Here is a 26,065-nt window from a genome sequence, read left to right on the forward strand (position 1 = left end):
CCTGAACGCCTTCGCCATCACCTTCGACGGCCGCCTGACCCCAACGACCCGATAACTAATCAAGATCGAGATACACCGTTAACTGGACACACCCGAAATCTCACGGAAAGCCGTGATCTGATGACGCAGGGCAAGTACCTCGGCGGGGCACAAGGCAAAGTGCGCGGGACGACGTCACGCTGCACCACGTGATGCACGACGACGAATCTGCTCCGCATACGCGAGAAGAGGTGGCCGCGCAGTTGCGCACCCGTGACGATCCCGGAAGTGTAAAACAACGATGTAGCTCCTGATCGGCGAGGAACACCTGATCAGTACTGTGATCCGAGGCATCGCCGGAGGTCGACGGGAGGAGTCCGCGCCTACCGCAGGTGACCGTGAGCTTCCGTCACTCCGGCATGACGCGAGGTCGAGTGAGAGCAGAGACTGGTGCCGTGCACCATGGCCTCGCCGGCAGTTGTCCTGTCGCACCGATCTCGCTGAACCACTGAAGTCCTTGTGCCGTTGCTCGTTCGAGGTAGATCTGCAGCAGGGTGGCGCATGTACGGGCGTCGCTCTCGGCTTGGTGCGCTGTACCGTTGTCGATTCCTTCGTCGGCAGCGCAGTCGGCGAGGCGACGGGAAGATCCTGGCGCTCCGAAGCGTCGCGCCAGGGCCAGGGTGCACAAGGTCATGAGGTTGTCAGGGGCGTAGCCGGCACGGGCGAATTCAGCACTGAGGACTTCGCTGTCGTAGCGGACGTTGTGAGCCACCACGATCGCGCCGTCGAGCATGGCCGCAACAACTCCGGCGATCTGTGGGAAGTGAGGCGCCGTTGTCAGATCATCCTTGATGAGGCCGTGGATGTGGGTGGGGCCGGGGCTGCTTCCGGGGTTGACCAGGCTGGAGTAGATGCGGTCTTCGCTGCCGTCGGGGTGAAGGCGGATGACGGTGATCTCGGCGATGCGGGCCTTGCGGGTGTCGAGGCAGGTGGTTTCGAGGTCCACGACGGCGTACGGCAGTGAACCGATGCGGTGCCGGCGTGGCGGTGCGGCAGGCTTGGACGCGTCCAGATTGACCGCCGGACTGTGCTGGGTGGTGGCCGCGAGAGCTTCGATCGATCGCTGAGCTTCGGCGACGTCGAGGCGGCGGGCGTAAGAGAGGGTGAGGAGTTCATCTCCGATGACGTCGTCGTATTTTTCCACGCGTTTGTCGGGGATGAGCGCGGCCAGGGCGAGGGCCTCGGGAACGCCCTCCGTGGCCAGGTCGGCCAGGAGGTCCGCGGCGGCCTGCGGAGTGATGTCGCTGATCAGCAGCGTGAGTCCGTAGCGGATCACGTCCACGCCGTGGGCGTGCAGGGCCAGGGCGAGGGTGGTCATGATGGCGTCGCCGCGGAAGGAGAACAGCAGGGTGTCGTTGCCGTAGCCGACGAGCGGGGTGTCGTGCAGGCCGAGGCGGCGATAGGCGGCGCGGCCCTCGTCGAGCAGGCTCTGGGCGGTGGCGTCGAGGTAGGCCGGGACAGTGGTCTGTTCGTACAGGCGCCGCATGGTGGTGCGGATGCGATCGTGGACGAGGGGGCCGGTGCCGGTGAAGCGGGGCGGGCGTCCTCCGGAGGCGTGGGTGACCTCGATGAGCTTGGCGTGAGTGTCGATCGCCTGGATACGCCAGCGCCGGCCGGCGAAGATCAGCAGGCTGCCTTCAGGAAGCGGTTGTTCGAGGGGCAGGCTGCCGAGCGTGCGGCCCTCGGTGACGATGCGGTATTCGGTAGGGGCGGCGAAGGCGGCGTAGAAGGTGTAGTGGTTGACCAGCCGCACCCCTGTTTCGGCATGCAGGAGGAGCCCGTCGCTCTCCTGGCGGATGAGGTCGGCGGTGGCGAGGTCGCGCAGTAGCGTGGCGAAGGTGGGGCTGTTGACGGCGCCGAAGGCGCCCTGCCCGCAGAGGGCGCGGTAGGCGTCGGCCGGGGTTATGCCGCCGTGCTGCGCCATGAGGGACAAGAGCTGCTGGGTGAGCGTGGACAGGTGCAGAGCTGCGGCGGCCGGTGGCTCGTACCAGCGTTGCAGGAGCAGCTCGACGGTGGCGATGGACTGGACGAGCTGGGCGCGAAGTTCGTCGGCTGGGTGGATGGTGGGGGTGGCTTCGGGTTCGCTGACGTACAGACGCAGGATGGCCGGGCCGCCGCGCCGTCCGGAGCGGCCGAGGCGTTGCCGCAGGGCGGCGACGCTGGGTGGGGCGCCGACCTGTGCGACGGAGGTGACCGAGCCGATGTCGATGCCCATCTCCAAGGTGGAGGTGCAGATGGCGGTGGCCGGGCGGGAGCGGTCCTTGAGACGGGCTTCGGCGTGCTCGCGGATGTCCTTGGACAGGTTGCCATGGTGGGGCACGAACTCGTCCGGTACGCGAGCGGCCTCGCAGCGGCGGTTCAGCAGGTCGGTGTAGTCCTCGACGGCCGCGCGGGAGTTGGCGAAGACGAGGTTGGGGGAACCGCGCAGCGTGGCGAACAGGTGGTCGGCGATGGCGAGCCGATCGCCGGTGGCGACATCGTCGGCGGTCACCTCCTCGCCGAGCGCTTCCTGGGCGGCGCGGGCTCTTGGGTCGAGCGTGGGCGCGGTCTCGACATAGCCGCGGATCTGCAAGCGGAGCTCCTGCGCGTCGCTGCTGGAGACGATCACGGTGACGTCGTCGCCGGCCCGCGGGCGCAGGAAGTCGGCGGCCTTACCCATGTCACCGAGGGTCGCCGACAGGCCGATGCGGGGAATGCGGCGGCGGGCCGCCAGGTCGAGACGGTGCATGAGGGACTGCAGCTGGGCGCCGCGTTCGCTCCCGATGAAGGAGTGCAACTCGTCGATGACGAGGTAGCGGGCGGACGCGACCAGATCGCGGATCTTCCAGCCGCGCAGGACGAACATGGCCTCCAGCGACTCCGGCGTGATCAGCAGGATCCCCCGGGGATGGTCGAGCAGCCTGCTCTTGGCGGAGGCGGAGACGTCGCCGTGCCAGCGGGCCACCGTGATGCCCAGATGGTCGCACAGCTGGTCGAGCCGGCCGTACTGGTCGTTGATGAGGGCCTTGAGCGGACTGATGTAGACGGCGGCGAACCCCGCAGTGTCCGGCTGCTCCGTCAGGACGGAGCAGATCGGAAGGAACGCGGCTTCGGTCTTGCCGGAGGCGGTGGCGGCGGCGATGAGCACGTCCCGGTCACCGGCGAGGATCGGCGCGACGGCGGCTTCCTGCGCCTCACGCAGTTCGCGCCAGTTCTGCTGCCAGATCCACTGCTGGACCTTGGGATGGAGGCGTTCAAAGGCGTCAGAGCCTGAAGGAGGCGAGGTCGTCATCGCCGGGCCTTCCGTCGGTGTCCTCGTCCAGGGGCGCCAGGTCGGGATTCGTCTCCAGCGCCGGCTCCACCGAGGGCAGGATCTGCCGCCAGTCGACGCCCGGGTTCTGCTCCAGGACGGCCAGCAGGTCGCAGAACGCCTTGATGGTGGTGCGGGGTGTGCGGAAGTATGCCTCGCCGACGCGGTTGGCGCAGTGGTAAATGAAGGCGGCCAGGGCGTCGTCGGGCAGCAGGTAGCGGGAGGTGTCGCCGCCTGCTTGCACGTGGCGGAGCTTGGCCAGCAGGACGTACAGGTCTTCCTGTGTGAGCGAGGCCAGACGCAGCACAGGTCCGGAGTAGTCGACCAAGCCGGCAGCGGCGAACGCGTTCTCGGCGAGCCGTGACTGCAAAGCGGGGTAGCTGAACAGGCCGCGTCGGCTGTCGGCCAGGAATTCCGGGGTGCCGCCGAAGATGAACCCGAGGTGGGCGGCGGTGCCCTGGAGCGTGTCGTTGAGGATGCGCAGAATCTGTTCGTAATTGGAGTTGCGGGCCTGGGTGGAGGCAAGTTTGTAGAGGTTGACCATCTCGTCCAGGCACACCAGCAGCCCGTCGAATCCGGCCAGCCGGACGAAGCGGCTCATCAGCTTCAGGTGGTCGTGGACGGTGGTGTCGTCGATGATCGTGCGTACGCCGAGGGCCGAGCGGGCCTCTGTCTTGGTGGCGTACTCTGCGCGAAGCCAGCGGACCGCTGCCGACTTGAGCTGCTCGTCACCGGTGTCGTGACCGCGCCAATAGGCACCGACGACCTCGGCGAAGTCGTAGCCGCCGGTCATCTCGCTCAGATGCGCCAGCCTGCCCCGGATGACCTGCGAGGGGTCGGCTCCGGTCTGCTGGGCCTCCGCCAACGCCGTGGAGACGAATCGTTCCACCACGCTGCTCAGCGCTCCCCCATCCGGTTTGGCCCGGGTGGCCAAGTTGCGCATCAGCTCGGCGTACAGGCTGCGGGCCTGGCCGCCGCTGGAGTGCAGGCGCCGGTCCGGGTTGAGGTCGGCGTGTGCCGTGACCAGCTTCTTCTCCATCGCGATAGAACGCACCAGATGGAGGAAAAACGTCTTGCCGGCGCCGAACTCGCCGATCACGAACCGCACCGCCGACCCGCCGTCGGAGATCCGGTCGATGTCGGTGACCAGCGCCTTCACCTCCGGTTCGCGTCCCACCTGGATGTGGCGTTGCCCGATGCGCGGCACCACGCCGGCCCGCAGGGACTGCAGCAGGGCGTCACGCTCTCGGGGACGGATCGAGGTCGATGTCACGTCAGCATCTCTCCCAGCAGGTTCCGGTCGACCCAGATCGGGTCGTCACCATCCAGTAGCGGCTCGCCCGCCAGCTCGTAGGCGGCCTCGTTGATCCGGTCCAGCGCGCCGTCCGGCAGAAGTTTCCAGCGCGCCGCCAGTTGCTCGAACTGCGCCCGCGAGAGCTGCTCCACCGAGGCCAGCTCGCGCACCATCCCGGAGTGCTGCCCATCCAGGCCCGCCACGGGTGCGGTGGCGGGCGGCGGCACGGCGACCGACGGCGGCTCGTCCTCGGTGAAGATCGAGCCCAGCAGCGCGCCGACGCGCGCGGTCTCGGCCAGCTTGGCTGCGATCGCCGCCTCGTCCAGCTGAACGATAGGTGCGGGAGCCTGTTGCGGGATGGCGTAACCACGTTCTGGTTGTGCCGGGCGGACGACGACCGGTTCCGTTGCCGGCGGGGGTGTGGAGGCATCCGGCAGGAGAGCGGGATCGAGCTCCAGCAGCCGGTAGATCTTGGTGAGGGTCTTCACCTCGTCCGGCGAGATCCGGCCGTCGGCCGCGGCTACGGCGGTGAGGAATTCCGCCACGTACTGGCGCTGGGCCGTGTCGATGCCTGCGATGCGCCGGGTCAGGCCGGTGAGCCTGACCGGAGTGACGGTCAGCCAGCGCAGGTGCGCATGCAGACGCCGCCGTTCCTCGGCGGTCAGGTGCAACGCCCGCTCCAGATGGTCGCTCAGATGGCGCTGCTCGGCCTCGTCGAAGTCGCCGTCGGCAGCACTCACCGCCGCCGCCAGATGCAGCAGCAACGTCGCCGCCCGGTACGCGTCGGAGGCCGCCGCCGTCGGACCGTCCGGCGCCGCGAACAACACCATGGATCCCGAGGTGAGAACCGCGCCGCCCAGCCGCGGGTCGGGTTCGATGCCTACCCCCGCCCGACCCAGCACCTGCGCCAGAGCAACGATGTTCTTCTTGGCCGGCTTCGCTTCATGCGGTGAGGAGATGAAGGCGGAGAACTCCGTAACCGGCACGACGGCGAGCTCCTGTGCGCCCAGCCGATGGCGCGCCCACGCGATCGCCTGCCCGGCACCGCCGCTGGCCAGGTTCACCAGTTCAGCCGGCAGCAGTGCCTGCGCCTGCACCGAGCGCTGTCCGTCGGGCACGCGACCTAGGTAACGACTGTATGCCTCCAGGTCCGAGGTGCACTCGTCGGCCAGCGCGACCAATTTTCGGGTCGGCGCGGCGTATTCGAGCACGTCGGGGATGCCGGGCAGGGTCAGCTCGGCGGCGCCGCGAAAGCCGGCACTGGCGGGGCGGTAGTCCAGCGTGACCTCCTTGCGGCCCGGCCGCACGATGAGCCCCTGACCGTGGCGGGCGGCGTAGCGCTGCAGGAAGAGCGCGTCGAACTCGGCGGCGCAGCGGGTGGCAGGGGTACGCGGGTAGTATTCCGGATGCGAGCGGATCCAGGTCAACGCCCATTCAGCAGGCACAGGTGCGCCTTGCGCCGCGAACGCGCCCAGACCGGCGCGCAGCCGTAGCGGTGGCGGGTAGTCACGCACGGGCGCGGGAGCCGGATCCCGTTCAGGGGCTCCGGCTGCGAGGGTGTCCAATACCTGCTCGAACTGTCCTGCGTAGCGTTTAAAGGCCTTCTGGTCGCCGTAGACAGCCAGGAGGCGGCGAACCTCTTGATGGATGATCGGCAGCTCGATGGCCGCACTGGAACGGTCCCGCTGGAGGTCGTACAGCACCCGCCGTTCAAGGCCATAGAAGTAGAGGAACACATAGCCGATCGGCGCCTGTGGAAAGCGCCGCCCATCCGCGAGCCAGGCCAGATAGGCGGCCCTCGACTGCGGCGGAATATCGCCGTACGACGGCCAATAGTCCAACCCCCGCCCGCCCCAGTCCGGTTGACGCAGGTCGACGGGCAATGACGGGTTGATCAGCGCCGGGTCCACCCTTTGGCCCGAAGGTGCGGCCAGATGGGTACCAACGTAGAGGAGTCCCCCGACGATGTCGTAGCCCGCGAGATTGATTCCCGCTCCTGGGCGCAGCCACGGGTCTGCTGGACTGTGAGGGCGTACCGAAGGCGCTGCCGGAGCGGAGGCAGGCGATGTTTGTCGACCGTGCCCGGGATCCGATGTGTTGCGGTGCACGGGCCTCGACGGCGGCGCTCCTGGTACCGGGGCGGGGGGCCGTCGAAAGCGGTCCAGAAAACTCACGAATCACCTCTGCCAACCCCGTGGGCTCAGCGCTTGCGCCACAGGCAATACGCGAAGCCATCCCCAGCCACGGATGGCACTTTAACCTTCGGGCACACCTTCCGTAGACATGGCCAGACGGCTCGTTATCGATTTGATTCTTCTGAATATGACTGAAATACAGATTTCGTCCCGTCCGATACTGAAGGAAGCGAGACGCGACATTGCACGACACTAGCCGCACATCACGGTATTTAGCCGACCCATATGGGGCCGAGGAGGAAGTCGGCATGGATTCTCCGTAGCGCTGTGGAGGAGAAATGGGAGCAGGTCTTCCCGCACGTCAGACACCTTCGTGTACTGAGCTCGCCATTCACCACCAGGGGGCTGTGCGAGCACGGGGACAGTGCGTGGTGCCGAGCAGGTCCCCCAAGAACTCCACACTGTTCACCACGAGGCCCTCATCAGACCACGCGGTCCAGACTCTGCGCCTGCCGATGACTACATCCGCCCAGGTCCTTGCTCCGCAAGGGCTTTCGCTTCAACATACGCGAGCTCCAGTCACCCGGGAGACGGAAACGCGTACGGCAGGATGATCCGCCCTGCTGCTTCCCTGGCCTAGCTGACCGTCACGAACGCCTTCGCCGCACTGCGACTGCTGCCCATGAGTGAACGGGACAAGGACATGGAAATTCTCGTGAAGTGGCGGTCGACGTCCGGAACGGCCGCCTCTACCTGGCCGAGGCAGGCCCTGAGGCGGTCGAGCTCAGCCATCTGAGCCGGCTGGTCAGACGGCGATGGAATGCGAGCCGTATGGCACATCCGAACTCCAGACCAATGGCCCCAACCTCCCATCGCTTTCTTCGTTGGTGCACCGGCGCCGGACCGAGCTGGCGGACCGGGCGGGCCGCCAGCTCACCGCCCCTGGCCCTCCTGCAGGACGAGACCTTCTTCGGCGATCTCCGCCCACCAGCCCGCCTTCACCGAACCCTACGGCCGGGCACTCGACAGCCTGCACAGATTCGGGGCCCGTGCCACCGTCGCGCAGCGGGCAGCGGGCAGGGGGCAGCGGGCAGCGGGCAGCGGGCAGCGGGCAGCGGGCAGCCAAGCTGTAACACCGCACACCCACGCCATCCAGGACAACACACCACAACACGCCGATCCGCCTCCGGACCCCTGAGCATCTCCCCCACGCTGAGCACATGCGTGAACACCGCCGTCATCCCCGCCTCTCCGCTCGAACCACCAGGCGACTCGCCACGCGCCGCCGGACGGGTCGGCCTCTGCGTCGCAGACTCACCTCCATCCAGCTCTGGATGGGCGTCGCGGGGATCATCGGGAGTCTCATGTCGGTGCCCGCGTTCATCGTCTCCATGAACGCGCTGCGCGTCAGCGAGCAGCAGCGATCGGAGGTTCAGCAGGCGAGACTGGCTTCCGAGCGGGCTGGCCGGCGCGATTTCGCCCTGCGCGTCACCGTGGAACCGGGCGAAATAGACATCGCCACCCCGCTCATGACCGGCGGCACGATCACGGTCAAGAACGGGAACGCCCTGCCGACCACGATCCAGGTCCATATCGTGCTGTCCCACGACGAGAAGGCGCAACATCCGGTGCAGTACGCCACCTTCGACGCTCCCGCGTGCAGCCAGGTCGACTACCACATGCAGCGCGACGAGGAGCGCGTACGGGCCTTCACCAGGGCCGACGGCTGGACCACGCTCGTCGTCATCGTCAACCCGCTCGACCCGGACTCCCGCTTCTGGTCGGCCGGGCTCGGGGCGGAACCGGTCACGACGGATGAGGTGACGAGGTTGAGCGCGGCGGACTCCCTCTCCATCAGCGACTTCATCCCCACGAGCCGCTACCTCCCCACCTGCGTATGAACCTCCACCGGACATGACGGCTGAGCGCATGGGCGACGTCCGGCCTGTCATCCAGCCGCTCAGCCCTGGATGCCGGAACCGCCGCTGGACTGCGGCAGAAGCGGTTCGATCACCGCCCACAGCTCGTCGCTGACCTCCCACGGCTTCAGCTTGGCCACCCGCGCCCCTCTCTCGGCTACAGCGAGAGAGCAAAGCACAACAGAGATCATTCTGTTAGGCGTTCTAAGGACCACTTCGAGGTTGAGATCGCGGGGCGGGGTGGTGTCAGTCAAAGGATGTAGCCCGATTTCCTCAACTGGCAGGAAGCCGCGCGAAGAGGGCCTGAATAGGCTGTTTCGAAGACACCGCCCGCCCAACCCTCTCGAAAGGATCGTTTATGGCCTCCGTCCGTAAAACGCTACTCACTGGCTCGATCACCTTCGTGGCGGGACTGGCGCTTTGGCTGTTCGGACCGGATGGGGAGATATTCATCTTCACACCGTCCAAGGTCGGCGTGGTCCTCATGGTCATCGGAGGCATGGAGACCCTGTATGGCGTCTACAAGAGCGTGCGTGGCAAGTACGTGGAGCGCACCTAGTACTAATCCGCAGGCACCGAGTTCGAGCCTCTGCTTCCTACCACTACTTCCGCCCGACCTGCGGCTTATCGATTCTCGCCCGACCCTGAGCGGTGAGAATGGCCGGGTCCATGCTCGTCACACGATCTTCCGCACTGCGGCCGCCTGGATCCCGTGGACGCCTACCGTTCGCAGCGCAGGGCTGCTGACGGCGGATTGGGTGCGACGGTCTGAATGCACGCCAACCCTTGATGACCACCGTTGGCTGACCCCACGCTCGTGCGGCGAGAATGCCAGCCATGAGTTACGGGGTGGATGCATCCTGGATGGGAACTGCTGACAGCATGAGCGGAGAGTCGAGCCGATGATGGCGGCCCGCTTCGGCGAGAAGCGCGGCAAGCCAACCGAGTCCGTCCGAAGACCACTCGGCCAAGGTGCCGTCGATGGTTACGCTGTGCCGAGCCGGCCCTCGCCACAACTCATCGGTGATGGCGGGGTGCAGCATGACGGGCTAGTCGGTGAGGAAGAAGTCGCCGAACACGTCCTGTTTCAGCTCTCGCACCCATTCGAGCATGTCGGGCACCACTGACCGGATCGTCGGGTTCTGTCCGCCGTCCAACGTCACGCGTACGGCTGTTCTCTCCTGCGGGGGGGGAGGTCGCCGAACCAGCCGATCTCCTGCAGGAGTCGCACCACGGCGCCGGTGCGCTGGGACTCGCCTTCGGGCGAGGCCAGGCTCTGCACGGGTAGCAGGACCTGGATGGCCTTCAACTGCAGCACGCCCACGCGAGCGGCGACGCTTTTTGCACAGGCCAGGAACGGCTGGACAGGCAGCGGGCGATCGACCGCGGTCGGCGTGGGCAGCGGTACACGTTGGAACACGACATGAACCGCGCTCGGCGAGGAATCAGGTCTGTGCCACTAAGGGGATGAGGGATTCTCAGCGCCTTGGACAGGTAGCTCTACCCCTAGGCCGATCAAGTAATTCGACGCCCAGCCGCGAAATCTGACACTTGACGAAGTGTCGCCGATGATTCGATGGAGGAAATCGATGCCGGTTGGACGATCCAACCGAACCAGGGCTTCGACGGCCCACTCGTAGTCGATTTCTCTTTCGAATGTATGGAAATCGTCGAGGTCGGCAAGGGCTTGGATCGCCTGCACCTGGTACCGGCCATCGACCGTCTCACGCCCAGCGAGTTTGAGCAGAGCGAGGATGCCGGAGCGTCGGTCGATTCGCGCGAGTTCCTTGGCCGCGGTCAGGCGCTCGACATCCGACATGCGGCTGCTCTCGGCAACGCGGGTCAGCCGGGCGGCATGGGCCTGGCGACGTGCCTCGCCGGTCAGCCACTCCTGCAGCTCCCGGTGACGGAACTGATAGGCCCGCCCGGTGACTCGCAGCAGACCGACCTGGTGTGCCCAGGCCAGGAATCGAGCCGGGCGAAGCGGGAGCCTGCCCTTCATCCTGCCGACCAGAGCGGCTGCAAGGTATCGCATCCAGGCCCTGCTCGCGGCGAACGGCGTGGCCAGGCCCACGACGGCCGCTATGTGTGCGGGCCAGGGCGTCACGCACACGCCGACCGCGATGAGCGCGGTGAGGCTGACGACGGCATCGCGCCTCAGAAAATCCGTCGGTCGCTGGGCCGGCAGGACGTCCGCCACAGTGAACCACGAGGAGATGACGTTCAGGGGGAGGACGATCACGCAGTGGGTGAGCCATCCGAGCAGCGGCACGGAGAGACCGAACGCGGAGCAGGCGACGGCGACGACGAACGCCTCCACCCAGGTCGTCGACGAGATCCACGCCTTCGCCGCCAGCGCGCCGAGAGGCGCCACGACAGCCATCGCCATGGCGGCGGTCTTCACCAGGGTCCTGGCCTTGTGGCCTCCTTCGCGGACCTCGATCCACCAGACGTCCGCGAGCTCCTCCCGCAAGGCCTTCCCCGTCACCCTCATCCGGAGCCGCCGCGGCGTGAATCTCACGGGCGACACCTCCTTCCTCAGGAGGAGGCCACCCCAAAGAGCGCCCCAGCAGAAGCCCGCGACGATCAGCACCGCTGCGCCAAATGTCGGGACGTTCCCGGAAAAGAGTATCGAGGTGGAGCAGATGAGGGCTGTGACCAGGGCGGTCGTCACCCAGTGGACAGCCATCACGGCCCTGGAGCCCGCGATCGGCGTGAGGCGGTCCAGGAGGATGTCGGCAGCGGTGGCGCCGTCCGGCCCTCCGTGCTCCAGATGTTCCGCCAGCGCCGCCAACCACCTGACCGGATCTTCTTTCCGATAGTGGTGGCGCGGGGATGTCTCCAGAGCCGCCGGTATCAGCCGGGTCATCAGTACCGCATCGACCTCGGCGAGATCGCCGAAGCCCAGAAGATCCCTTGGATCTTGCCGCCCGGTGTAGACGGTCGTGGCCAGGTAGAGGCGCCATGGAGTTGACAAGGCGCCGGCGGGGACGCAATCGAGGTTTCTCAGTACCTCGGACCAAGCCCGCTTCTCGCCGACGGGACGAGAGGCGAGCGTTCGCTCGAGGTAGGTGCGGATCTGGTCCTCGGTGAGTTCCTCGATGACCGCGAGGGCGGAGTCTGTCAACGTTCCGTGATCACGGCTTAGGTGCTTGTACGTCTGTGTACGGCACGTCAACACCAGCGGCGTGCTGCCCTCGGCGCTGTGGTAGCGGTTGATCTGATGAAGCGCCCTGACTTCTCGCCTCACCGGTTGGGAGCCGCCGTCCATCTCGTCCAGTCCGTCGAGGATGGGGACGATACGCCGCTGGTCGACCAGTGCGGCTGCCGCACGCCGACGCAACCGGTAAACCTCGGTGATCCGCTGGACCAGCCAGGAGTCCAAGGGTATTTCAGGGTCCCATTCGGCCAGCGGAAACCGTACGGGAACGGACTGGCCGCGCTCTCGCCGCGCGAGGAGGAGCAGCACGAGTTGCAGTGTGAGCACGGTCTTTCCCGCCCCTGGCCCTCCGATGACCACCATCCGCCGTGCGGGCAGGGACAGGTAGGTATCGGCGAGCGCGCCGAGTGAGCTATGGGTCGGCTCGTCTGATCCTTCGAATCGTGTCATCCGCACGGTGAAGGGGGTTTGGGCGACGGCCTGCGACGCTCCCAGCAAGCTGTCGCGTGTGCCCCGCTCGACCGCCATCACCCTCTCAGCCAGTTGATCCGCCAGGCTTTCGAGCTCAGAGGGAGAGACGTTGTAGGAGATGACCTTCTGCGCATAGCCGACGGCAATCCCTCCGTTGGATGCCGTGACGACCATGTCACCCGTGACAGAAGGGGCCAGTGCAGGGCCGGACGCGCTTAGGCCTGGCTCGCGTCCGGCGTCTGAGGGCGGCCGATCGATACGGTTCCGATTTTGACTGCGGCGATGGCTTGGCCGTGAGCGTTGACATTGATGTCACCTGCGACTGCGATTCCTTCTGTCCCTGCCGACGCTCCTCCCGGAGCGTGCAGGTCGAGAAGTTGCCGTAGTTCGGCAACAGCGGTCTCCCGTTCCCGGGGCTCCATTCCTTCCAGCGCCGCCTCGACGAGCGCACGCCACGCTGCCTGCTCGCCGATCTTGGCTTCGGCGACGTCGTTGGCACCGCTGGCGAGAGCGGACGCAGTACGCTCAAGCCGTGCCTGGGTGTTCTGTTCGGCTACCGCGTTCCCGCGGCCGAACCAGCGAGCGAGTGCCTGCTGGAACGCCTGCCATGAGCTGGTTCCTGCAGCCTCCACCACCGAAGTCCCGGCAGCCGTGGCCAGCGCAATGAGAATATCGTCCATACAGCTTCCCTCTGTCGAGGTCCGGATCCGTACCATTCGCGACATGCTTATCATTGACACGCCTCAAGGCAATGGAAAGTTCCCACTCTAGAAGAGAGTCGGTGTGCTGGGCCGGAAAATCGCTGCCGCGGTCTGCTAGATAGAGCCTTTTCGTCCTGAGTTGCGGTCCTCTTCGACGAGTTGCAGAGGATCGCCTGCGCGAGCGCGGCCGCTTGATGTGGGTAGCAGCGCAGGCTGGTCAGGACATCCATGTTCCAGGTCAGCTGCGGTACGTTTCCCCGGCAGCTCGAATCTGGGCATGCGAGCGGTTGACGCCCGCTGTGGACGCGGCAACCACGGACTACGACGTCGCCGTACGAATTCCGTCTGGGCCGAAAGCTGATCACCCTCAAGTATCACGCTCCGCATACACGCCGGGTGGCGATGTTCAGCCGTCGTGCGCACCTTGGTGGAGGGTGATGCCGTGAGTGCGGTGTACCTGGAGTGATGTTGGGGTCCTACGCCTTCTCCCGATCCTGGTGGGACGGGACATTGACTGCTCGGCTGGACGGCCGCATCAGGTGTCTTGGCCCGCCCGGTCTACGCCGCGCTGGTGTCAGCGTTCTTCGCTAGGAGTTCGTGCTGAACGGTAACCACCGCGCCCCCTGACGCGGCTTTTGCTCAAATGCTGCCCACCTCAACATGCCTGGATGCCTTAGACGTCTGAGCGGTGGCGCAGAAGTATGGCTACGAGACATAGGGGCTTGCCCGCGCTCAGGAGCGACTCGCCTGGACATTCAAAGTTCCTGTCCCCCCTGTCCTGCCTTGTCATCCTCCATTTCCACAGCGCACTTGCTCTGCTTGTCGGAATGACACGCACACCTGCCCATCACCAGCAGTTCACAGATTCCATGCAGTGGAGTCGGCTCTTCGCCCATACCCGCCACTGCCCTCAGAGTGACCATCAGCCAGGTCAGAAGCACCTGCCGGTCTGCGGTCGTATCTCAGGACGACTCGGTCGGAGCAGGCTGTGATCAGTGCGCATCAGAAGATCAGCATGCGGGCTACGGTTGTGGACGTCTTGCACAGCCATGACAGGGCACGGGTGTACCGAGATCAGCTTCGGGGCCGACATGGCGTGATCGTGGCCGTCCTGCGAGAGGGACGGCTTGCCCTCGTGGAACTGGACGGCGACGCGGAACATTGTCCGGGTGGTGTGCGCCGTTGGGCTCTGTGCTGGGACGACCTGGCGTTGGAAGAAGACGAGGGCGGTCTCCAAGACGTGCTCGAAGCGGACCACAGGGCGGGATTCATCTGGAGCGGGCGCCACGCTGTCCAGCATGCCGTGCTCCCTGGCACGGAGGTCAGCTTGTGCGGACACCCTGTACGCCCATTGCCGATCTGCGGGTGGTCGCTAACCTTCTCCCCCAGCTCAGCCCGGGCCTGTCCGCTCTGCGTGGACCTGACAGAAGCATCGCGCCCAAGACGCTTCTCGGGAGCTGCCCCCTCTACAGAAGGTTGTCCACCCGCGGTCACGTCCGTGGACGTGACCCGCCGTCGGACAACGGATGAGACGGCCACACGACGGGGCGCGCGAAACACCTCGCGCCATCATTCCCGAGGAGCAAAGGACCTGTGCCATCGAAGAACGCTGACCTCCAAGCAACACCAGCAGAAGCGCATGACAACGACGCGCCACACCTCTGGCGCACGACCGAGGAAGTCGCAGCCATTCTCACCGTCGACCCGTCAACCCTCCGCCGCTGGCGCTCGGCCAAGCCGCCGCAGGGGCCTCCCTTCGTCCGGCTCACAACGCGCCTGACCCTCTACAGCATCCAGGACCTCCAGCAATGGCTGGCCAAGCACCGCATCGATCCCGGCGAGGTGGCGTGATGACCTCGGCCAAGGTACTCCCGCCCATGGGAGTGCCGCTCTCCATCGACATCGAGTACCGGCCCGACAGGGTCTCGCCCTATCGGGCTCGAGTGCGCTGGCGGGATCAGGCGACGCGACAGCGCCTGTCCAAGTCCGAGGCGTTCACCACGCAAGAGGCTGCTGACGGCTGGATCCAGTCCATTGAGCGGCTGGCCAAGAGCGGTATCGACCCCAAGGCGGCCACCAGCACCCTCGAGGAGTACGGCGAGGGGGTGATGCCCCTGGCGGTGCGCGGCCTGGAGCCCAAGACTCTCGCTCCGTACATGCCGGGATGGCGCAAACGCGTGGTCCCCGCTCTCGGACACCATGGCGTACGGATGATCACCAACGGCCTTGTGGACCGGGTCGTGCACGGATGGATCGCGGACGAATGCAGCCGCTCCACGGTGAAGAACAGCCTGGCCATCCTGGTCCGCGTCATGGAGCAAGCCGTCCGGGACGGCATCATCGACCGCAACCCTGCTCGTGTGACGGGCTGGCAGCACGAGTACAAACGGGCCGAGGACGAGCTGGACGACCCGCCAGCCCTGGCGCTGCCCAACCGGGCGGCACTGGAACGGCTGGCACAGGCGCTTGTGGAACGTTCCAGAGACAAGTATCAGGGCTGGGGAGACATCGTCATCTTCGCGGCGTGCACGGCCGCGCGCATCGGCGAGGTCTCCGGTGTCCGGGTCGGCGACATCGACACCAGAACCTGGACGTGGACGGTGCGCCGGCAGACCACACCGAGTCCGGGCGGGCTGGCCGACAAAGGGACCAAGGGCAAACGAGCCCGCAAGGTGCCGATCATCGCCGAGATCCGGGGCCTCGTCTCCAACCGGCTCGCAGCCGTCGACACGGATGATCCTGAGGCCCGGCTGTTCACCGGGCCAGGGGGTGGTCGCATCAGCACCGCGGTCCTCCGCGACGCGACGCACTGGGACGAGGTCGTCACCCAGCTCGGCTACGAACATCTTCGCCGTCACGATCTTCGCCACACCGGACTGACGTGGATGGCCGACGCCGGGGTCCCCGTCCATGTCCTTCGCAAGATCGCCGGCCACGGGTCTCTGACGACTACACAGCGCTACCTTCATCCAGACCTCAGCACCATCGCCGAGGCCGGGAATGCGCTCAGCGCGCACATGGCGGCGACGTGGTCCCCAAGTGGTCCCAGCTGCGAGTTGCCTAGGAGATCACTCTCAAGATCGAGGCACGAGAAAAGGCCGATTGACCTAGGCTTACACCCAAGTCAATCGGCCTTTCGCAACCGTCGGGACGACAGGATTTGAACCTGCGACCCCTTGACCCCCAGTCAAGTGCGCTACCAAGCTGCGCTACGTCCCGGTTGTGTCGGCCGCCCCCTGCGGGGCGGGACGTCATAACCTTAGCGCACATCGGAGGTAGGCGCGTACACGGAAAGCGGGAGCGGAGGGCGTGGTGGGGCGGAGGCCTAGCGTTGATCGGGCGGAGCTGGCGCGGCTGGTGGCCGGCGGGATGAGCGTGCAGGAGCTGGCCGCTCATTTCGGGGTGTCCGAGTCGGGGGTGCTCCAGGCCAAGCGGGCCGCCGGGCTGGCCAAGCCGATGCTCGACCACAGTGCCGCCGTACCGTGGAAGCTGGCGCGGGTGCACGCGCAGTCCGGGCCGGCCACCAATCTGCGGAACCTGTCGGCGGCGGCGCAGGGGAAGCCGCCGGCGGCGGAGCGGTTGAACACGGCGCTGCGGTGGGCGCAGCGGCTCGTGGACGCGGGGCTGGACGTCCGGTACGACGCGGCTGAGGGGTTCAGTGAGGTTCCGGCGTCACCTGCGGGCTCGCACGTCGCGACGGTGCTGGAGGCCGCCAGGAAAGGGCTTGCAGCTCACTGAGCACGCGAGTTTCGACGGCCTTGATCGTGGGCAGTCGCAGGTCTCATTACAGAGACCGGAGGCGAACATCAATGACCACCTTGATCTGGGTGGCCGTCGTCGTGGTCGCGGTGGTGGCGCTCGCCGCAGTGGGCTATGTCGTGCTACAGCAGCAACGCCGCAGCCGTCTCCGCGAACGTTTCGGCCCTGAGTACGAGCGTACGGTGGCCGAGAGTGACAACCGGCGTGAGGCCGAGCGGGAGCTCATCGCCCGCGAGCAGCGCCATTCCGAGCTCGACATCCGGCCGCTGCCGGAGGAGACGCGCGACGCGTACGCCAACCGGTGGACCGAGGTCCAGGAGCGTTTCGTCGACGCCCCCGGGTTCGCGGTGACCGAGGCGGACCAGCTCGTCACCTCGGTGATGGCGGACCGCGGCTACCCCACGGACGACTTCGAGCAGCGGCTGTCCGATCTGTCGGTCGGACACGCGGCCACTCTCGACCACTACAGGACGGCCCACGAGATCAGCGGGCGGGCGGCCAGGAAGGAAGCCTCGACCGAGGAGCTCCGGCAGGCCATGGTTCATTACCGCGCGTTGTTCGAGGAACTGCTGCACGAGACCACGCGAGGGCGGTGAACGTAGATGAGCAGCAGCAGAAGGAGTGAGGACGAGCTCAAGGTGCCGTCGCAGCGGTCGGACGAGGCCGGCAGGGACGGCGAGCACAGGGACCTCACCGACGGGTCCGGCGACCGTTACGACGACACCACCGGGCGGCACGACGGCGGCTACCCGAACGACGCCGGTCACACTTCGGCGAGCCACGGGTACGCCCCCGCGGTCCCCGACCGGGATCATGACGACGAGCCGTCCTACAAGGACCCCTACGCGAGCACCGGCGACGTCGGCGACCTGTCGACCGAGCCGCACCGCGAGACCCCTCTGGGACACGGTGCCGACCACCGCTCCCCCGACCCCGACCCCGCTCACGCCGGCGTCCCCGCCGACGAGACGCCCGGGCACGAGACCTCCCGGGACGTGCTGTCCGGCCCCGGGGCACGCCACGACGACCGGTCCGACGACGTGCTCGTGCACAGCGATCGGTCCGATGATGTGCTGGTCCAAAGTGACCGGTCCGACGACGTGCTGGTGCACGGCGACCCGTCCGAGGACAGGTCGGTGCACGGCGACCGGCCCCACGACGAACTGGCCCATGACGGGCGAGCCCAGGACGACGTCCTGGTGCACGGCGAGCGGGACGACGACGATCTCGCGCGCGACGATCTGGCGCGTGACAACCTGACCCCAGCTGGGGCGGCCCGCGACGGGCTGGCGAGCCACAGCGGTCTCACCGACCACCGTCGCACCGACGGTGAGTTCGGCGAGGGCGGGCGGCCGGTCGAGGGGGCTCCCCTAGAAGGGGCGCCCGTCCAGGGAGCGCCCGTCGAGGGCGCTCCGGTCGATGACGTCCCCTCGCACGCGGCCCCTCTGGAGGTCGCCCTGTTCGACCAGGACCCCGCCGAGGTGCAGGCCCGCTGGCGGGACGTCCAGGCGTCCTTCGTGGACGACCCCGCCGAGGCGATCCAGCGCGCCGACGGCCTGGTCGGCGAGGTGGTGGAGTCGCTGACCAACTCCCTCACCAGCCGCACCGGCGCTCTGCGCGAACGCTGGAAGGACGTCGACTCCCCCGACACCGAGGACCTGCGTCAGGCGTTCCGCGACTACCGCAACGTCCTGGAGCGGCTGCTCGCGCTGTCCACGCACAATCTGTCCGCTGAAACGAGGAGGTGATCGGCATGCTCGCAGTCGTCGCAGCGATCATCTTCGGGTTGGGCTTCCTGCTCGACCTCGTGGGTGTGAAGATCGGCGGGATCTCCGGCATGACGTTCGTCCTGCTGGGGCTGACCTTGCTGGCCCTGCATCAGGCAGGCGTCGGCACGGCGAGCATCCGCGGCGGGACCGGCCACTGGCGTGGCCGCAGCCGCCGCTGAGCAGGCTACCGACCAGCCGCCGAGCCAGGCGCTGAGCAGCCGCTGAGCAGCCGCTGAACGCCGGTCAGGGTGGGAGGCCGACCGGCCTTCCACCCCAACCACCTCAAACACCACAAAGAACTAAATAGCGCTAAATATCTAGAAAAATCGCTAAACACCCGGGCCAGCACGACGTGAAGAAAAGTCGACCTCAAGATCGGCGAAGACAGGCCCAGCGCACCCGGGCCAGGCGCCGAAGCCGGCTTCCCCGAGGATCACCCCTTACCGGGAAACCTCATGATCACGGTGCTCCCCCCGCTCCCCACCCGCAACGTGAAATCAGAGGACAGCAGCCGCGCCACCCACAACCCCATCCCCCCCACCGCCCCCGGCAGCGGCCCCGGCTTCCAGAAGCCCTCGTCGTGCACCTCGACCACCAGGTCCCCGCTGATCACCCAGGTCCGCATGGCCGCCCGGTCGGCCCCGTGCGTGACCGCGTTGGTCGCCACCTCGTTGACCGCGATGACGAAGTCGCCGACCGCCTCCTCGGGCATCCCCACGGCGCGGGCCTCGTCCTCGGCGAACTGCCGGACCTCCGGCAGGTCCGGCAGGCGGAAGCGCAGCTCCTTCACGGGCACGCCGGGTGGCGGGCTCGTGTAGCCCGACTGAGGCTCGACGTCCTCGTTCACCCGGCGACTCGCCTTTCTCTCACCAGCCGGCCAGCGGCTAACCGACCAGCAGCTCACTGCGGAGCTGGTCGAGTACCTTACGGAGAATCCGTGAGACGTGCATCTGCGAGATGCCGAACTCGGCGGCGATCTCGGCCTGCGTCATGTTGCCGAAGAAGCGCAGCAGCAGGATGTGCTTCTCGCGGCTGGGCAGCGCGTCGATGAGCGGCTTGACGGCCTCGCGGTCGACCATGGTGCTCAGCGTGTCGTCGTCCTCGGGGATGACGTCGCCGAGCGAGGCCGCGTCGTCGTCGGTGCCGAGCGGCGCGTCGAGCGACAGCGTGCTGTACGCGGCCGAGGCGTCGAGGGTGAGCAGGACGTCCTCCTCCGAGATGTTCATCTTCGCGGCCAGCTCGGCCACGGTCGGGGACCTGCCGAGGTCCTGGCTGAGGTCGGCGACGAGCCGGTTGAGCTCGGACCGTCGCTCCTGGTAGAGACGCGGGACCCGGATGGCCCAGGTGCGGTCGCGGAAGTGCCGCTTGACCTCACCGGTCATCGTGACGACCGCGTAGCCCCTGAAGGCGTGGCCGAGGGTCGGGTCGAAGCCGTTGACGGCCTTCATCAGGCCGACGTACGCGGCCTGGAGGAGGTCCTCCAGAGGTTCGCCCCGGTATCGGTAACGCCTGGCGATCTCCATGGCCAGCGGCCGGTGCATCTCCACGATGCGCTCGCGCAGCCGCTCCCTGTGGCTGTCGGGTGTGTCTTCCCTGACCATCTCAGCCAGGAGTTCTTCCGCGGTCATCTCCTCGAGGACGTACTCCTGCACAGCCATCGCTGCTCCTCATATGGGTCGCAGGGCGGCCTCCGCCAGCAGAAAAGCCCAGGCAGAGGCACGCCTCGCTCTACTCTCGAGACGGAAGCCCTCTGCTGGACTTCGGTCCCAGTCTCCCCCCTGCCGCGGGAAGTATTCCTCGGTCGCGTGGTGACAGTAGGGTTGCTTCGTGACAATGCCCGAAAACGGCGAGGGGCCCGTGGCCGCCCTGAGCCTGACGTCATCGCCCGTCGGCGAGATCACCGTCGTCAAGGTCGACGGTGTGCTCGACGCCACGACGCGTGAGCAGTTCGCCGACTACCTGTCGCTGGCCGGAGCCGACCTGATACTCGATCTGGCCGGGGTGACGTTCATGGATTCGCGAGCACTCGGGCTGATCGTCCATCACTGGCAGACGAGCCTGGCCTCACGTGCGAAGTTCGCGCTGGTCGGCGTGGAGTACTCCAAGTCGAAGGTGATGTGGATCACCGGGCTGGCCCAGCGTCTGCCGCTGTACGACACGCTCGACGACGCCCTGGCCGCCATCGGCTGAGGTCCTATGAGCGACGCGTCGACTTGCGCTGGTGCTCCTCCACCAGCAGCCTGGCCAGATCGGCCACCTTGACCTGATGGTGCTGCGAGATCCTGCGCAGCTCCTCGAAGGCGGCCTCGGCCGTGCATCCGCTGGTCTGCATGATGATGCCCTTGGCCTGGTCGATGACCGACCGGCCGGCCAGGGCCTCCTGGAGCTGGGCGGCGTCGGTGCGCACCTCCTCGAACTCCCACATGTTCGCCATGGCCACCCCGACCTGCTCGGTCAGCATGTCGGCCAGCGAGTGGGCGGCCTGCGGGGAGAAGGCACCCGGCCGCACGGAGTAGAGTCCGACGATGAGCTGCGCCGGCGCCACCTCGATGGGCACGATCAGTACCGAACGCACCCCCCAGCGGGTCGCCAGTGCGTTGTAGCGGGGCCAGCGGCTGTCGCTCAGCACGTCGCTCACGCTCGCGCGGGCGCCGCTCTGGCGGGCCTCCAGGGACGGTCCCTCACCGAGTTCGCGTTCGCCCTCGACCAGCATGATCAGCTCGCTGTGCGAGCCGGAGACCAGCACCCGCTGGTCGCGCCAGTGTTCGGCCGAGCCGCCCGAGCACCCGGGCACACCGGCCGCCAGCGCCGTGGTCAGGCCGCGCAACACGCTCTCCGTGGAGGTGTCCTCACCCAGTCGCCCCAGCGCCGCCAGGTCTCGGGCGAGCCCGGGAGTGATCATCGCGGTCGATTCCATAGCAAGAAGCCCCTACCCCTTATGGCTACCGTTATCCCCGGTGGCGTAGCGTCAAAGGATGACCATGCCGGACCTCGAACACGCTCTGGACGCGCTGGCGGGACGCGTGTCGTCCTTGCGTGAGGCGAGGACCGCCTACCCTACCGACCTCGCGCCCACGCTCGACGCGGCCCTGGCCGAACTGGACACCGCCGCCGAGTTGCTCGCCGAGGCGCGCGAGGCGCTGCGCAAGGCGCCCAAGCGCGCCGCGAGCAAGAAGGACGGCACCCAGCGGGAGCTGAAGCTGCTGCGCCAGGTGTTCCGGGCCTTCCCGGTGCCGGTGATCGTGCTCGACGGCGGCGGGGTGGTCCGGCGGATCAACCCGGAGACCTCGCGGGTGCTCGGCAGTCCCGACGGCTACCTGGTGGGGCGGTCGTTCCCGCTGCTGGTGGACGTCTCCAGACGGGCGGCGTTCCGCTCGCACCTGAACTCGGTGCTGCAGACCGGGCAGCCGTCGGCGTTCGAGACGCGGCTGGCGCACCAGGGGCGGACGCACACCGTGCAGCTCGCGCTGACGCGGGTGACGATGCCGGGCGAGCCGCAGCAGATGGTGGCGGCCGTGGCGCTGCCCACCGAGGTGCAGCTCCCCGAGCCCGGCGGGCGGCGGCCCGAGCAGTCCGACGGGGCGCTGCTGCTGGCCGCGTCCAAACGGCAGGACCTGCTGGCCAGGGTCGGCGGGCTGCTGCTGGACGAGGAGGCGCTGCTGCGCCCGGTGGCGCTGCCGCGCACGACGCGCCTGCTGGCGGCCGAGTGGGCCGACTGGGTGATCGCCGACCTGGTGCGCGACGGGCTGCCGCGGCGTTCGGTGGTGGTGGCGCCGAAGAACCATCCGCTGGGCGACCTGGTGCGGCTGGTGGAGTCGGCCGACCCGGCCGGCAGCCAGGTGGTGATGCAGGTGCTGGAGCGCGGCTCGGGCGTGGTGCACGAGATGGTCGACGACGAGTCGCTGCTCGGCTTCACCGCCGACGGGCCGCTGCTGACCGCGATGGGCGCCGGCTCGCTGCTGTCGGTGCCGATCGGGCAGTCCGACGGCGTGCTGACGCTGGTGCGCACGCACGACCGGCCGCCGTTCTCGCTGGCCGACCTGGGCGTGCTGCAGGACGTCGGGATGCAGCTCGGCCTGGCCGTGCGCGCCCAGTCGAGCTTCCAGAGCCGTTCGCGGGCCGCCGACGCGCTGTCGGCCAGCGTGGCCCCGCGCAACCTGCCCGACGTGCCCGGCTACGAGGCGTCGGCGGTCTACCATCCGGGTGCGTCGGTGGGCGCGGAGTTCTACGACGTGTTCCCGGTCGCGGGCGGCTGGGGGTTCGCCCTGGGCGGCGCGGCGGGCAAGGGCGAGGAGGCGGCCTCGGTCAGCGCGATGGTGCGCGGCGGGCTGCGGGTGCTCAGCACCTGGGAGTCCCATCCCGACCTGGTGATGCGCAAGGTCAACGAGGCTCTGGTGGCGCAGGGCACGGGCATGTTCGTGATGGCCGTGGTGGGCTTCGTCAAGGGCCGGACGATCCAGCTCTCCTCGGCCGGTCACCATCCGGCGGCGCTGCTGCAGCCCGACGGCAACGTGCGCTTCGCGGCGGGCGGCGGCGTGCCGATGGGCATCTCCCCCGAGGCCGAGACGGGCGTGCAGGAGCTGACCGTCTCCGTCGGGGAGACGCTGGTGCTCTACTCCGAGGGCCTGATCTCCTCCAGGAACGACGCCGGCGAGCCGTACGGCGAGGAGCGGCTGGCCGACGTGCTGGGCCGTTGCGCGGGCCAGTCACCGGCCACCGTGGTCAAGGCCGTGGAGGCCGACCGGCACGCCTTCTCGGGCGGCCAGGTGTGGGACGAGATCGTCGTCCTGGCCCTCAAGGGTGTCTGATCTGCGGGGGTTTGCTATCCGGCTAAACATGGGTATTGTCTTTCCGTAGAACAACGTGCCTAAGACGCAGGCACACCTTGAAGGCTTTTCCACGCTGAGGTGTGCCATGAATATTGCGATCGTCGCGTCCGCCAAGGGAAACCAGCGCCACCGTATCCTCTCCGTAGCGCGCGAGCTGGGCCGCGAACACCACGTCACCATCTACTCCCGCCGTGACGACGCCGAGGGCAAGCCCAAGACGCGGGTGGCCCCGGGAGTCACTCTGGAGCAGATCGACGTGGGCCCGGCCAAGGACCTCACGCCCGAGGACGTCGTGCCGTACCTGAACGACGTGGGCGAGCACCTCATGAAGCGCTGGAACCAGGAGCGCCCGGACGTGATCCACGCCCACTCGTGGACCGGGGGGCTCGCCGCCGTGGCGGGCGCCAAGGGGTTGGACGTCCCGGTCATGCAGACCTTCCACACCGTGGACGCCGCGCACCAGAAGCTGGAGCGGGCGCTCGGACGCCGGGCCAAGGCGGTCATCGCCGGCTCGGGCGACGAGGAGTCGGCGTTGATCAGGCTGGGCGTGCCGCGCGGGAACATCGCGATCGTGCCGCACGGCGTGGACACCGAGCGTTTCCAGCGGCGCGGGGCGATCGCCACCAAGGGCGCCCGCAAGCGGCTGCTGCACGTCGGACCGCTGTCCCCCGAGCGCGGGGCGTACACGGCGGTGCGGGCGCTGCAGGGGCTGACGGACGTCGAGCTGGTCATCGCCGGCGGCCCCGAGCCCGAGGAACTGGACGACGACAGGGACGCGCGCCGGCTGCGCGCCCTGGCCGAGCAGCTCGGCGTCGCCGACCGGGTGACGCTGCTGGGGCAGGTCAAGCGGGCCTCGGTGCCGAAGCTCATGCGCAGCGCGGACGCCGTGGTGTCGGTGCCGCGCGAGGCCGCGACGGGCGTCGTCGCGCTGGAGGCCATGGCCTGCGGCGTGCCGGTGATCGCCTCGGCCGTGGGCGCCCACCTCGACTCCGTGATCGACGGCGTGACCGGCCTGCTGGTCCCGCCGGACCGGCCGGCGCGCACCGCGCGGCTGGCCCGCGAGATCCTGTGCGACCCGACGCTGCGCACCGCGCTCGGGTACGCCGGCGCCGACCGGGCGCGCTCGCGCTACTCCTGGGAGCGCGTGAGCCAGGAACTGGTCCGCGTCTACGAGTCGGCCTGCGCCTGACGGAGACCGTGACGGAGACCGCGCGGGAGGCGGGCGGCGGAAGCCGTCCGCCTCCCGCCGTTCCCAGGCGTGGCCCGGTGTGCCAGGGTGACGCCCATGGAGATCAGTGAGGCACGTGCGCTGGCACACGCGCTGCGGCGGCTCCTGCAGGACGCCCACACCATGATCGACGAGTCCCAGCCTCCCGCCGAGCTGGTGCGCCGGGTGACCGCGCACCTCGGCTGCGGGCTGGAGGACCTCATCTGCGTCACGCGGAGCTTCAAGAACTGGGAGCACGCGAGCCTCCAGCGGGGCGTCGACGCGTACCTGGAGGCCCGGGGCGGCGCCGAGTGGTTCGGCGTGTCCGGGACCGGGCGCGAGCACGCCGACAGCATCGACATCATCGCCATGTCCGCCCGCGCCGAGGTGGTCGGCGTCGGCGCCGTCGACTACACCACCGTGTCCGTAGGCCCCGAGGAGACGACCGAGGTGGTCTCGTTCGGGCTGGTCCTGACGCACGCGCCCGGCGGCGAGCCGCTCGTGCTCGGCGTGCGCGGCGCGGTCGAGCGGTTCGGCAGGGACGACTGCCGGGTGGAGCTGATCGGGGCCTCCCGCCCGGCCGCGACCGCCGCCGGCCAGGAGATCGAACGGCTGATGCGCGAGAACGACGTGCTGCGCGGCCAGATCCTCACCTTCGGCGTCTCCGAGCACCGGGGCAACCAGCTGGTGACGTTCCTGCCCCGGCCGTCGATCGACCCCGAGCAGGTGATCCTGCCCGAAGGGGTGCTGGAGACGATCGAGCGGCACGTCGTCGGCATCGCCAGGCACGCCGACGTGCTGCGCGCCCGCGGCCAGCACCTCAAGCGCGGCCTGCTGCTGCACGGCCCGCCCGGCACCGGCAAGACGCACACCGTCCGCTATCTGATGGGCCGCATGCCGGGCGTGACGGTCGTGGTCATGGCCGGTACGGGACTGCGCTTCGTCTCCGAGGCGGCCGCCCTGGCCAGGCGCCTGCAGCCGGCCATCGTGGTCGTCGAGGACGTCGACCTCGTCGCGCACGACCGCCGCTTCTCCGAGGAGGGCAGCCCGCTGCTGTTCACCCTGTTCGACGCCATGGACGGCGTCGGCGCGGACGCCGACGTCACCTTCGTGCTCACCACGAACCGCGCCGAGGTGCTGGAGCAGGCGCTGGCCGACCGGCCCGGCCGGGTGGACCTGGCCGTCGAGGTGCCGCAGCCGGACGCGCGCCTGCGGGCCGCGCTGCTGCGCCTGTACGGCGGCGACCTGCTGGCGGGGGTCGACCTGGAGCCGCTGGTGGCCCGTACGGAGGGGATGACCGCCTCGTTCTTCAAGGAGCTGCTGCGCCGGGCCGTGCTGGAGGCGCTGCGTTCCGGCGGCGGGGCGGAGACGCTGAGCCGGGAGCACCTGTCGGCGGCGCTGGAGGAGATGATGCGCGGCCGGGAGGAGCTGACCAGGGCGATGCTGGGCGGCGCCCAACCTGTCCGGAAGGGGCCCTTGTTACCAGAGTGAGA

22 protein-coding genes and 1 tRNA gene are annotated in these 26,065 nt (G+C 68.2%); 12 read left to right on the forward strand and 11 right to left on the reverse strand.

Features of this window, described 5'->3' with window-relative positions; all coding sequences use genetic code 11:
- Positions 1-388 precede the first annotated feature (388 nt).
- Genes ACWEJ6_RS21995 through ACWEJ6_RS22005 form a run of 3 tightly spaced genes read right to left on the reverse strand, consistent with a single transcriptional unit; the run spans position 389 to position 6,796 of the window.
- Entirely contained in the window at positions 389-3,310 is a 2,922-nt protein-coding gene (locus tag ACWEJ6_RS21995) for a DEAD/DEAH box helicase (RefSeq protein WP_452425797.1), read from the reverse strand.
- Positions 3,282-4,601: an ATP-binding protein gene (locus ACWEJ6_RS22000; protein ID WP_452425799.1), complete on the reverse strand. Its 1,320-nt coding sequence runs from the start codon at positions 4,599-4,601 to the stop codon at positions 3,282-3,284. Before ACWEJ6_RS22000 ends, ACWEJ6_RS21995 begins: the two co-directional genes overlap by 29 nt.
- Positions 4,598-6,796 carry a TerB N-terminal domain-containing protein gene (locus tag ACWEJ6_RS22005; RefSeq protein WP_452425801.1) on the reverse strand — a complete coding sequence of 733 codons (2,199 nt, stop codon included), beginning with the start codon at positions 6,794-6,796 and terminating at the stop codon, positions 4,598-4,600. Before ACWEJ6_RS22005 ends, ACWEJ6_RS22000 begins: the two co-directional genes overlap by 4 nt.
- Before the next feature lie 1,295 nt (positions 6,797-8,091).
- On the opposite strand from ACWEJ6_RS22005, the gene ACWEJ6_RS22010 reads away from it, so the two are divergent.
- Positions 8,092-8,658, forward strand: coding sequence for a hypothetical protein (locus ACWEJ6_RS22010; protein WP_452425803.1), 567 nt, complete (start codon positions 8,092-8,094; stop codon positions 8,656-8,658).
- A gap of 59 nt (positions 8,659-8,717) precedes the next feature.
- Here the strand turns inward: ACWEJ6_RS22010 and ACWEJ6_RS22015 are convergent, their stop codons facing one another.
- Entirely contained in the window at positions 8,718-8,816 is a 99-nt protein-coding gene (locus tag ACWEJ6_RS22015) for a transposase (protein WP_452425805.1), read from the reverse strand.
- 218 nt (positions 8,817-9,034) lie between these two features.
- Here ACWEJ6_RS22015 and ACWEJ6_RS22020 point away from each other — a divergent pair, with 218 nt between their 5' ends.
- Positions 9,035-9,235 carry a DUF5708 family protein gene (locus ACWEJ6_RS22020; RefSeq protein WP_452425807.1) on the forward strand — a complete coding sequence of 67 codons (201 nt, stop codon included), beginning with the start codon at positions 9,035-9,037 and terminating at the stop codon, positions 9,233-9,235.
- 600 nt (positions 9,236-9,835) lie between these two features.
- On the opposite strand, the gene ACWEJ6_RS22025 is transcribed toward ACWEJ6_RS22020, so the two are convergent.
- From ACWEJ6_RS22025 to ACWEJ6_RS22035, 3 genes are read right to left on the reverse strand one after another with little or no spacing between them, the layout of a single operon-like run.
- The gene (locus ACWEJ6_RS22025) at positions 9,836-10,096 is read right to left on the reverse strand and encodes a hypothetical protein (RefSeq protein WP_452425809.1); all 261 of its coding nucleotides are present in this window, start codon (positions 10,094-10,096) and stop codon (positions 9,836-9,838) included.
- A gap of 39 nt (positions 10,097-10,135) precedes the next feature.
- Positions 10,136-12,481, reverse strand: a complete 2,346-nt coding sequence (locus tag ACWEJ6_RS22030; protein ID WP_452425811.1) for an NACHT domain-containing protein — start codon at positions 12,479-12,481, stop codon at positions 10,136-10,138.
- Positions 12,482-12,522: 41 nt separating this feature from the next.
- Complete coding sequence (locus ACWEJ6_RS22035) at positions 12,523-12,987, reverse strand: hypothetical protein (RefSeq protein ID WP_452425813.1); 465 nt, start codon at positions 12,985-12,987, stop codon at positions 12,523-12,525.
- 1,614 nt (positions 12,988-14,601) lie between these two features.
- Between ACWEJ6_RS22035 and ACWEJ6_RS22040 the strand changes: the two genes are divergently transcribed.
- Entirely contained in the window at positions 14,602-14,859 is a 258-nt protein-coding gene (locus ACWEJ6_RS22040; protein WP_452425815.1) for a helix-turn-helix transcriptional regulator, read from the forward strand.
- On the forward strand, positions 14,859-16,172 hold the full coding sequence (locus ACWEJ6_RS22045) for a site-specific integrase (protein ID WP_452425817.1): 1,314 nt from the start codon (positions 14,859-14,861) through the stop codon (positions 16,170-16,172). Before ACWEJ6_RS22040 ends, ACWEJ6_RS22045 begins: the two co-directional genes overlap by 1 nt.
- On the opposite strand, the gene ACWEJ6_RS22050 is transcribed toward ACWEJ6_RS22045, so the two are convergent.
- Positions 16,154-16,227 (reverse strand) — tRNA-Pro (locus ACWEJ6_RS22050). The two genes, ACWEJ6_RS22045 and ACWEJ6_RS22050, sit on opposite strands and share 19 nt — an antisense overlap.
- Before the next feature lie 93 nt (positions 16,228-16,320).
- Between ACWEJ6_RS22050 and ACWEJ6_RS22055 the strand changes: the two genes are divergently transcribed.
- The 4 genes from ACWEJ6_RS22055 to ACWEJ6_RS22070 all read left to right on the forward strand — a co-directional run bounded on the left by ACWEJ6_RS22055 (position 16,321) and on the right by ACWEJ6_RS22070 (position 18,715).
- Positions 16,321-16,746 carry a hypothetical protein gene (locus ACWEJ6_RS22055; protein ID WP_452425819.1) on the forward strand — a complete coding sequence of 142 codons (426 nt, stop codon included), beginning with the start codon at positions 16,321-16,323 and terminating at the stop codon, positions 16,744-16,746.
- A 71-nt stretch (positions 16,747-16,817) separates the two neighbouring features.
- Complete coding sequence (locus ACWEJ6_RS22060; protein ID WP_358293686.1) at positions 16,818-17,363, forward strand: hypothetical protein; 546 nt, start codon at positions 16,818-16,820, stop codon at positions 17,361-17,363.
- Between the two features lie 6 nt (positions 17,364-17,369).
- Entirely contained in the window at positions 17,370-18,515 is a 1,146-nt protein-coding gene (locus tag ACWEJ6_RS22065) for a hypothetical protein (protein WP_452425822.1), read from the forward strand.
- Positions 18,516-18,520: 5 nt separating this feature from the next.
- Positions 18,521-18,715: a hypothetical protein gene (locus tag ACWEJ6_RS22070; protein ID WP_358293688.1), complete on the forward strand. Its 195-nt coding sequence runs from the start codon at positions 18,521-18,523 to the stop codon at positions 18,713-18,715.
- 254 nt (positions 18,716-18,969) lie between these two features.
- Here ACWEJ6_RS22070 and ACWEJ6_RS22075 read toward each other — a convergent pair whose 3' ends face one another.
- Both ACWEJ6_RS22075 and ACWEJ6_RS22080 read right to left on the reverse strand, forming a co-directional pair.
- Positions 18,970-19,383 (reverse strand): ATP-binding protein, encoded by a 414-nt coding sequence (locus ACWEJ6_RS22075; protein ID WP_352330973.1) that lies wholly within the window; start codon positions 19,381-19,383, stop codon positions 18,970-18,972.
- Between the two features lie 37 nt (positions 19,384-19,420).
- Positions 19,421-20,194, reverse strand: a complete 774-nt coding sequence (locus ACWEJ6_RS22080; protein WP_352330971.1) for a SigB/SigF/SigG family RNA polymerase sigma factor — start codon at positions 20,192-20,194, stop codon at positions 19,421-19,423.
- A 175-nt stretch (positions 20,195-20,369) separates the two neighbouring features.
- On the opposite strand from ACWEJ6_RS22080, the gene ACWEJ6_RS22085 reads away from it, so the two are divergent.
- The gene (locus ACWEJ6_RS22085; RefSeq protein WP_358294288.1) at positions 20,370-20,726 is read left to right on the forward strand and encodes an STAS domain-containing protein; all 357 of its coding nucleotides are present in this window, start codon (positions 20,370-20,372) and stop codon (positions 20,724-20,726) included.
- Between the two features lie 4 nt (positions 20,727-20,730).
- Here ACWEJ6_RS22085 and ACWEJ6_RS22090 read toward each other — a convergent pair whose 3' ends face one another.
- On the reverse strand, positions 20,731-21,453 hold the full coding sequence (locus tag ACWEJ6_RS22090; RefSeq protein WP_352358114.1) for an ANTAR domain-containing response regulator: 723 nt from the start codon (positions 21,451-21,453) through the stop codon (positions 20,731-20,733).
- Between the two features lie 58 nt (positions 21,454-21,511).
- Here ACWEJ6_RS22090 and ACWEJ6_RS22095 point away from each other — a divergent pair, with 58 nt between their 5' ends.
- From ACWEJ6_RS22095 to ACWEJ6_RS22105, 3 genes are all read left to right on the forward strand, one after another.
- Positions 21,512-23,344 carry a SpoIIE family protein phosphatase gene (locus ACWEJ6_RS22095; protein WP_358293691.1) on the forward strand — a complete coding sequence of 611 codons (1,833 nt, stop codon included), beginning with the start codon at positions 21,512-21,514 and terminating at the stop codon, positions 23,342-23,344.
- A 106-nt stretch (positions 23,345-23,450) separates the two neighbouring features.
- Positions 23,451-24,554, forward strand: coding sequence for a glycosyltransferase (locus tag ACWEJ6_RS22100; RefSeq protein WP_352358118.1), 1,104 nt, complete (start codon positions 23,451-23,453; stop codon positions 24,552-24,554).
- Positions 24,555-24,650: 96 nt separating this feature from the next.
- A complete protein-coding gene (locus ACWEJ6_RS22105) occupies positions 24,651-26,063 on the forward strand; it encodes an AAA family ATPase (RefSeq protein WP_452425826.1) in 1,413 nt (470 codons plus the stop codon).
- The last annotated feature ends 2 nt before the right edge of the window (positions 26,064-26,065 follow it).

Source organism: Nonomuraea sp. NPDC004702 (assembly GCF_053601695.1).

Excerpts from the sequence above, each read along its gene's own strand:
- ACWEJ6_RS22065 (WP_452425822.1), top strand. The coding sequence starts at position 17,370 with ATGAGCAGCAGCAGAAGGAGTGAGGACGAGCTCAAGGTGCCGTCGCAG.
- ACWEJ6_RS22030 (WP_452425811.1), bottom strand. The coding sequence starts at position 12,481 with ATGGTCGTCACGGCATCCAACGGAGGGATTGCCGTCGGCTATGCGCAG.
- ACWEJ6_RS22045 (WP_452425817.1), top strand. The coding sequence starts at position 14,859 with ATGACCTCGGCCAAGGTACTCCCGCCCATGGGAGTGCCGCTCTCCATC.
- ACWEJ6_RS22020 (WP_452425807.1), top strand. The coding sequence starts at position 9,035 with ATGGCCTCCGTCCGTAAAACGCTACTCACTGGCTCGATCACCTTCGTG.
- ACWEJ6_RS22080 (WP_352330971.1), bottom strand. The coding sequence starts at position 20,194 with ATGGCTGTGCAGGAGTACGTCCTCGAGGAGATGACCGCGGAAGAACTC.
- ACWEJ6_RS22070 (WP_358293688.1), top strand. The coding sequence starts at position 18,521 with ATGCTCGCAGTCGTCGCAGCGATCATCTTCGGGTTGGGCTTCCTGCTC.
- ACWEJ6_RS22100 (WP_352358118.1), top strand. The coding sequence starts at position 23,451 with ATGAATATTGCGATCGTCGCGTCCGCCAAGGGAAACCAGCGCCACCGT.
- ACWEJ6_RS22085 (WP_358294288.1), top strand. The coding sequence starts at position 20,370 with ATGCCCGAAAACGGCGAGGGGCCCGTGGCCGCCCTGAGCCTGACGTCA.
- ACWEJ6_RS22095 (WP_358293691.1), top strand. The coding sequence starts at position 21,512 with ATGACCATGCCGGACCTCGAACACGCTCTGGACGCGCTGGCGGGACGC.
- ACWEJ6_RS22090 (WP_352358114.1), bottom strand. The coding sequence starts at position 21,453 with ATGGAATCGACCGCGATGATCACTCCCGGGCTCGCCCGAGACCTGGCG.
- ACWEJ6_RS22105 (WP_452425826.1), top strand. The coding sequence starts at position 24,651 with ATGGAGATCAGTGAGGCACGTGCGCTGGCACACGCGCTGCGGCGGCTC.
- ACWEJ6_RS22060 (WP_358293686.1), top strand. The coding sequence starts at position 16,818 with ATGACCACCTTGATCTGGGTGGCCGTCGTCGTGGTCGCGGTGGTGGCG.
- ACWEJ6_RS22010 (WP_452425803.1), top strand. The coding sequence starts at position 8,092 with ATGGGCGTCGCGGGGATCATCGGGAGTCTCATGTCGGTGCCCGCGTTC.
- ACWEJ6_RS21995 (WP_452425797.1), bottom strand. The coding sequence starts at position 3,310 with ATGACGACCTCGCCTCCTTCAGGCTCTGACGCCTTTGAACGCCTCCAT.
- ACWEJ6_RS22035 (WP_452425813.1), bottom strand. The coding sequence starts at position 12,987 with ATGGACGATATTCTCATTGCGCTGGCCACGGCTGCCGGGACTTCGGTG.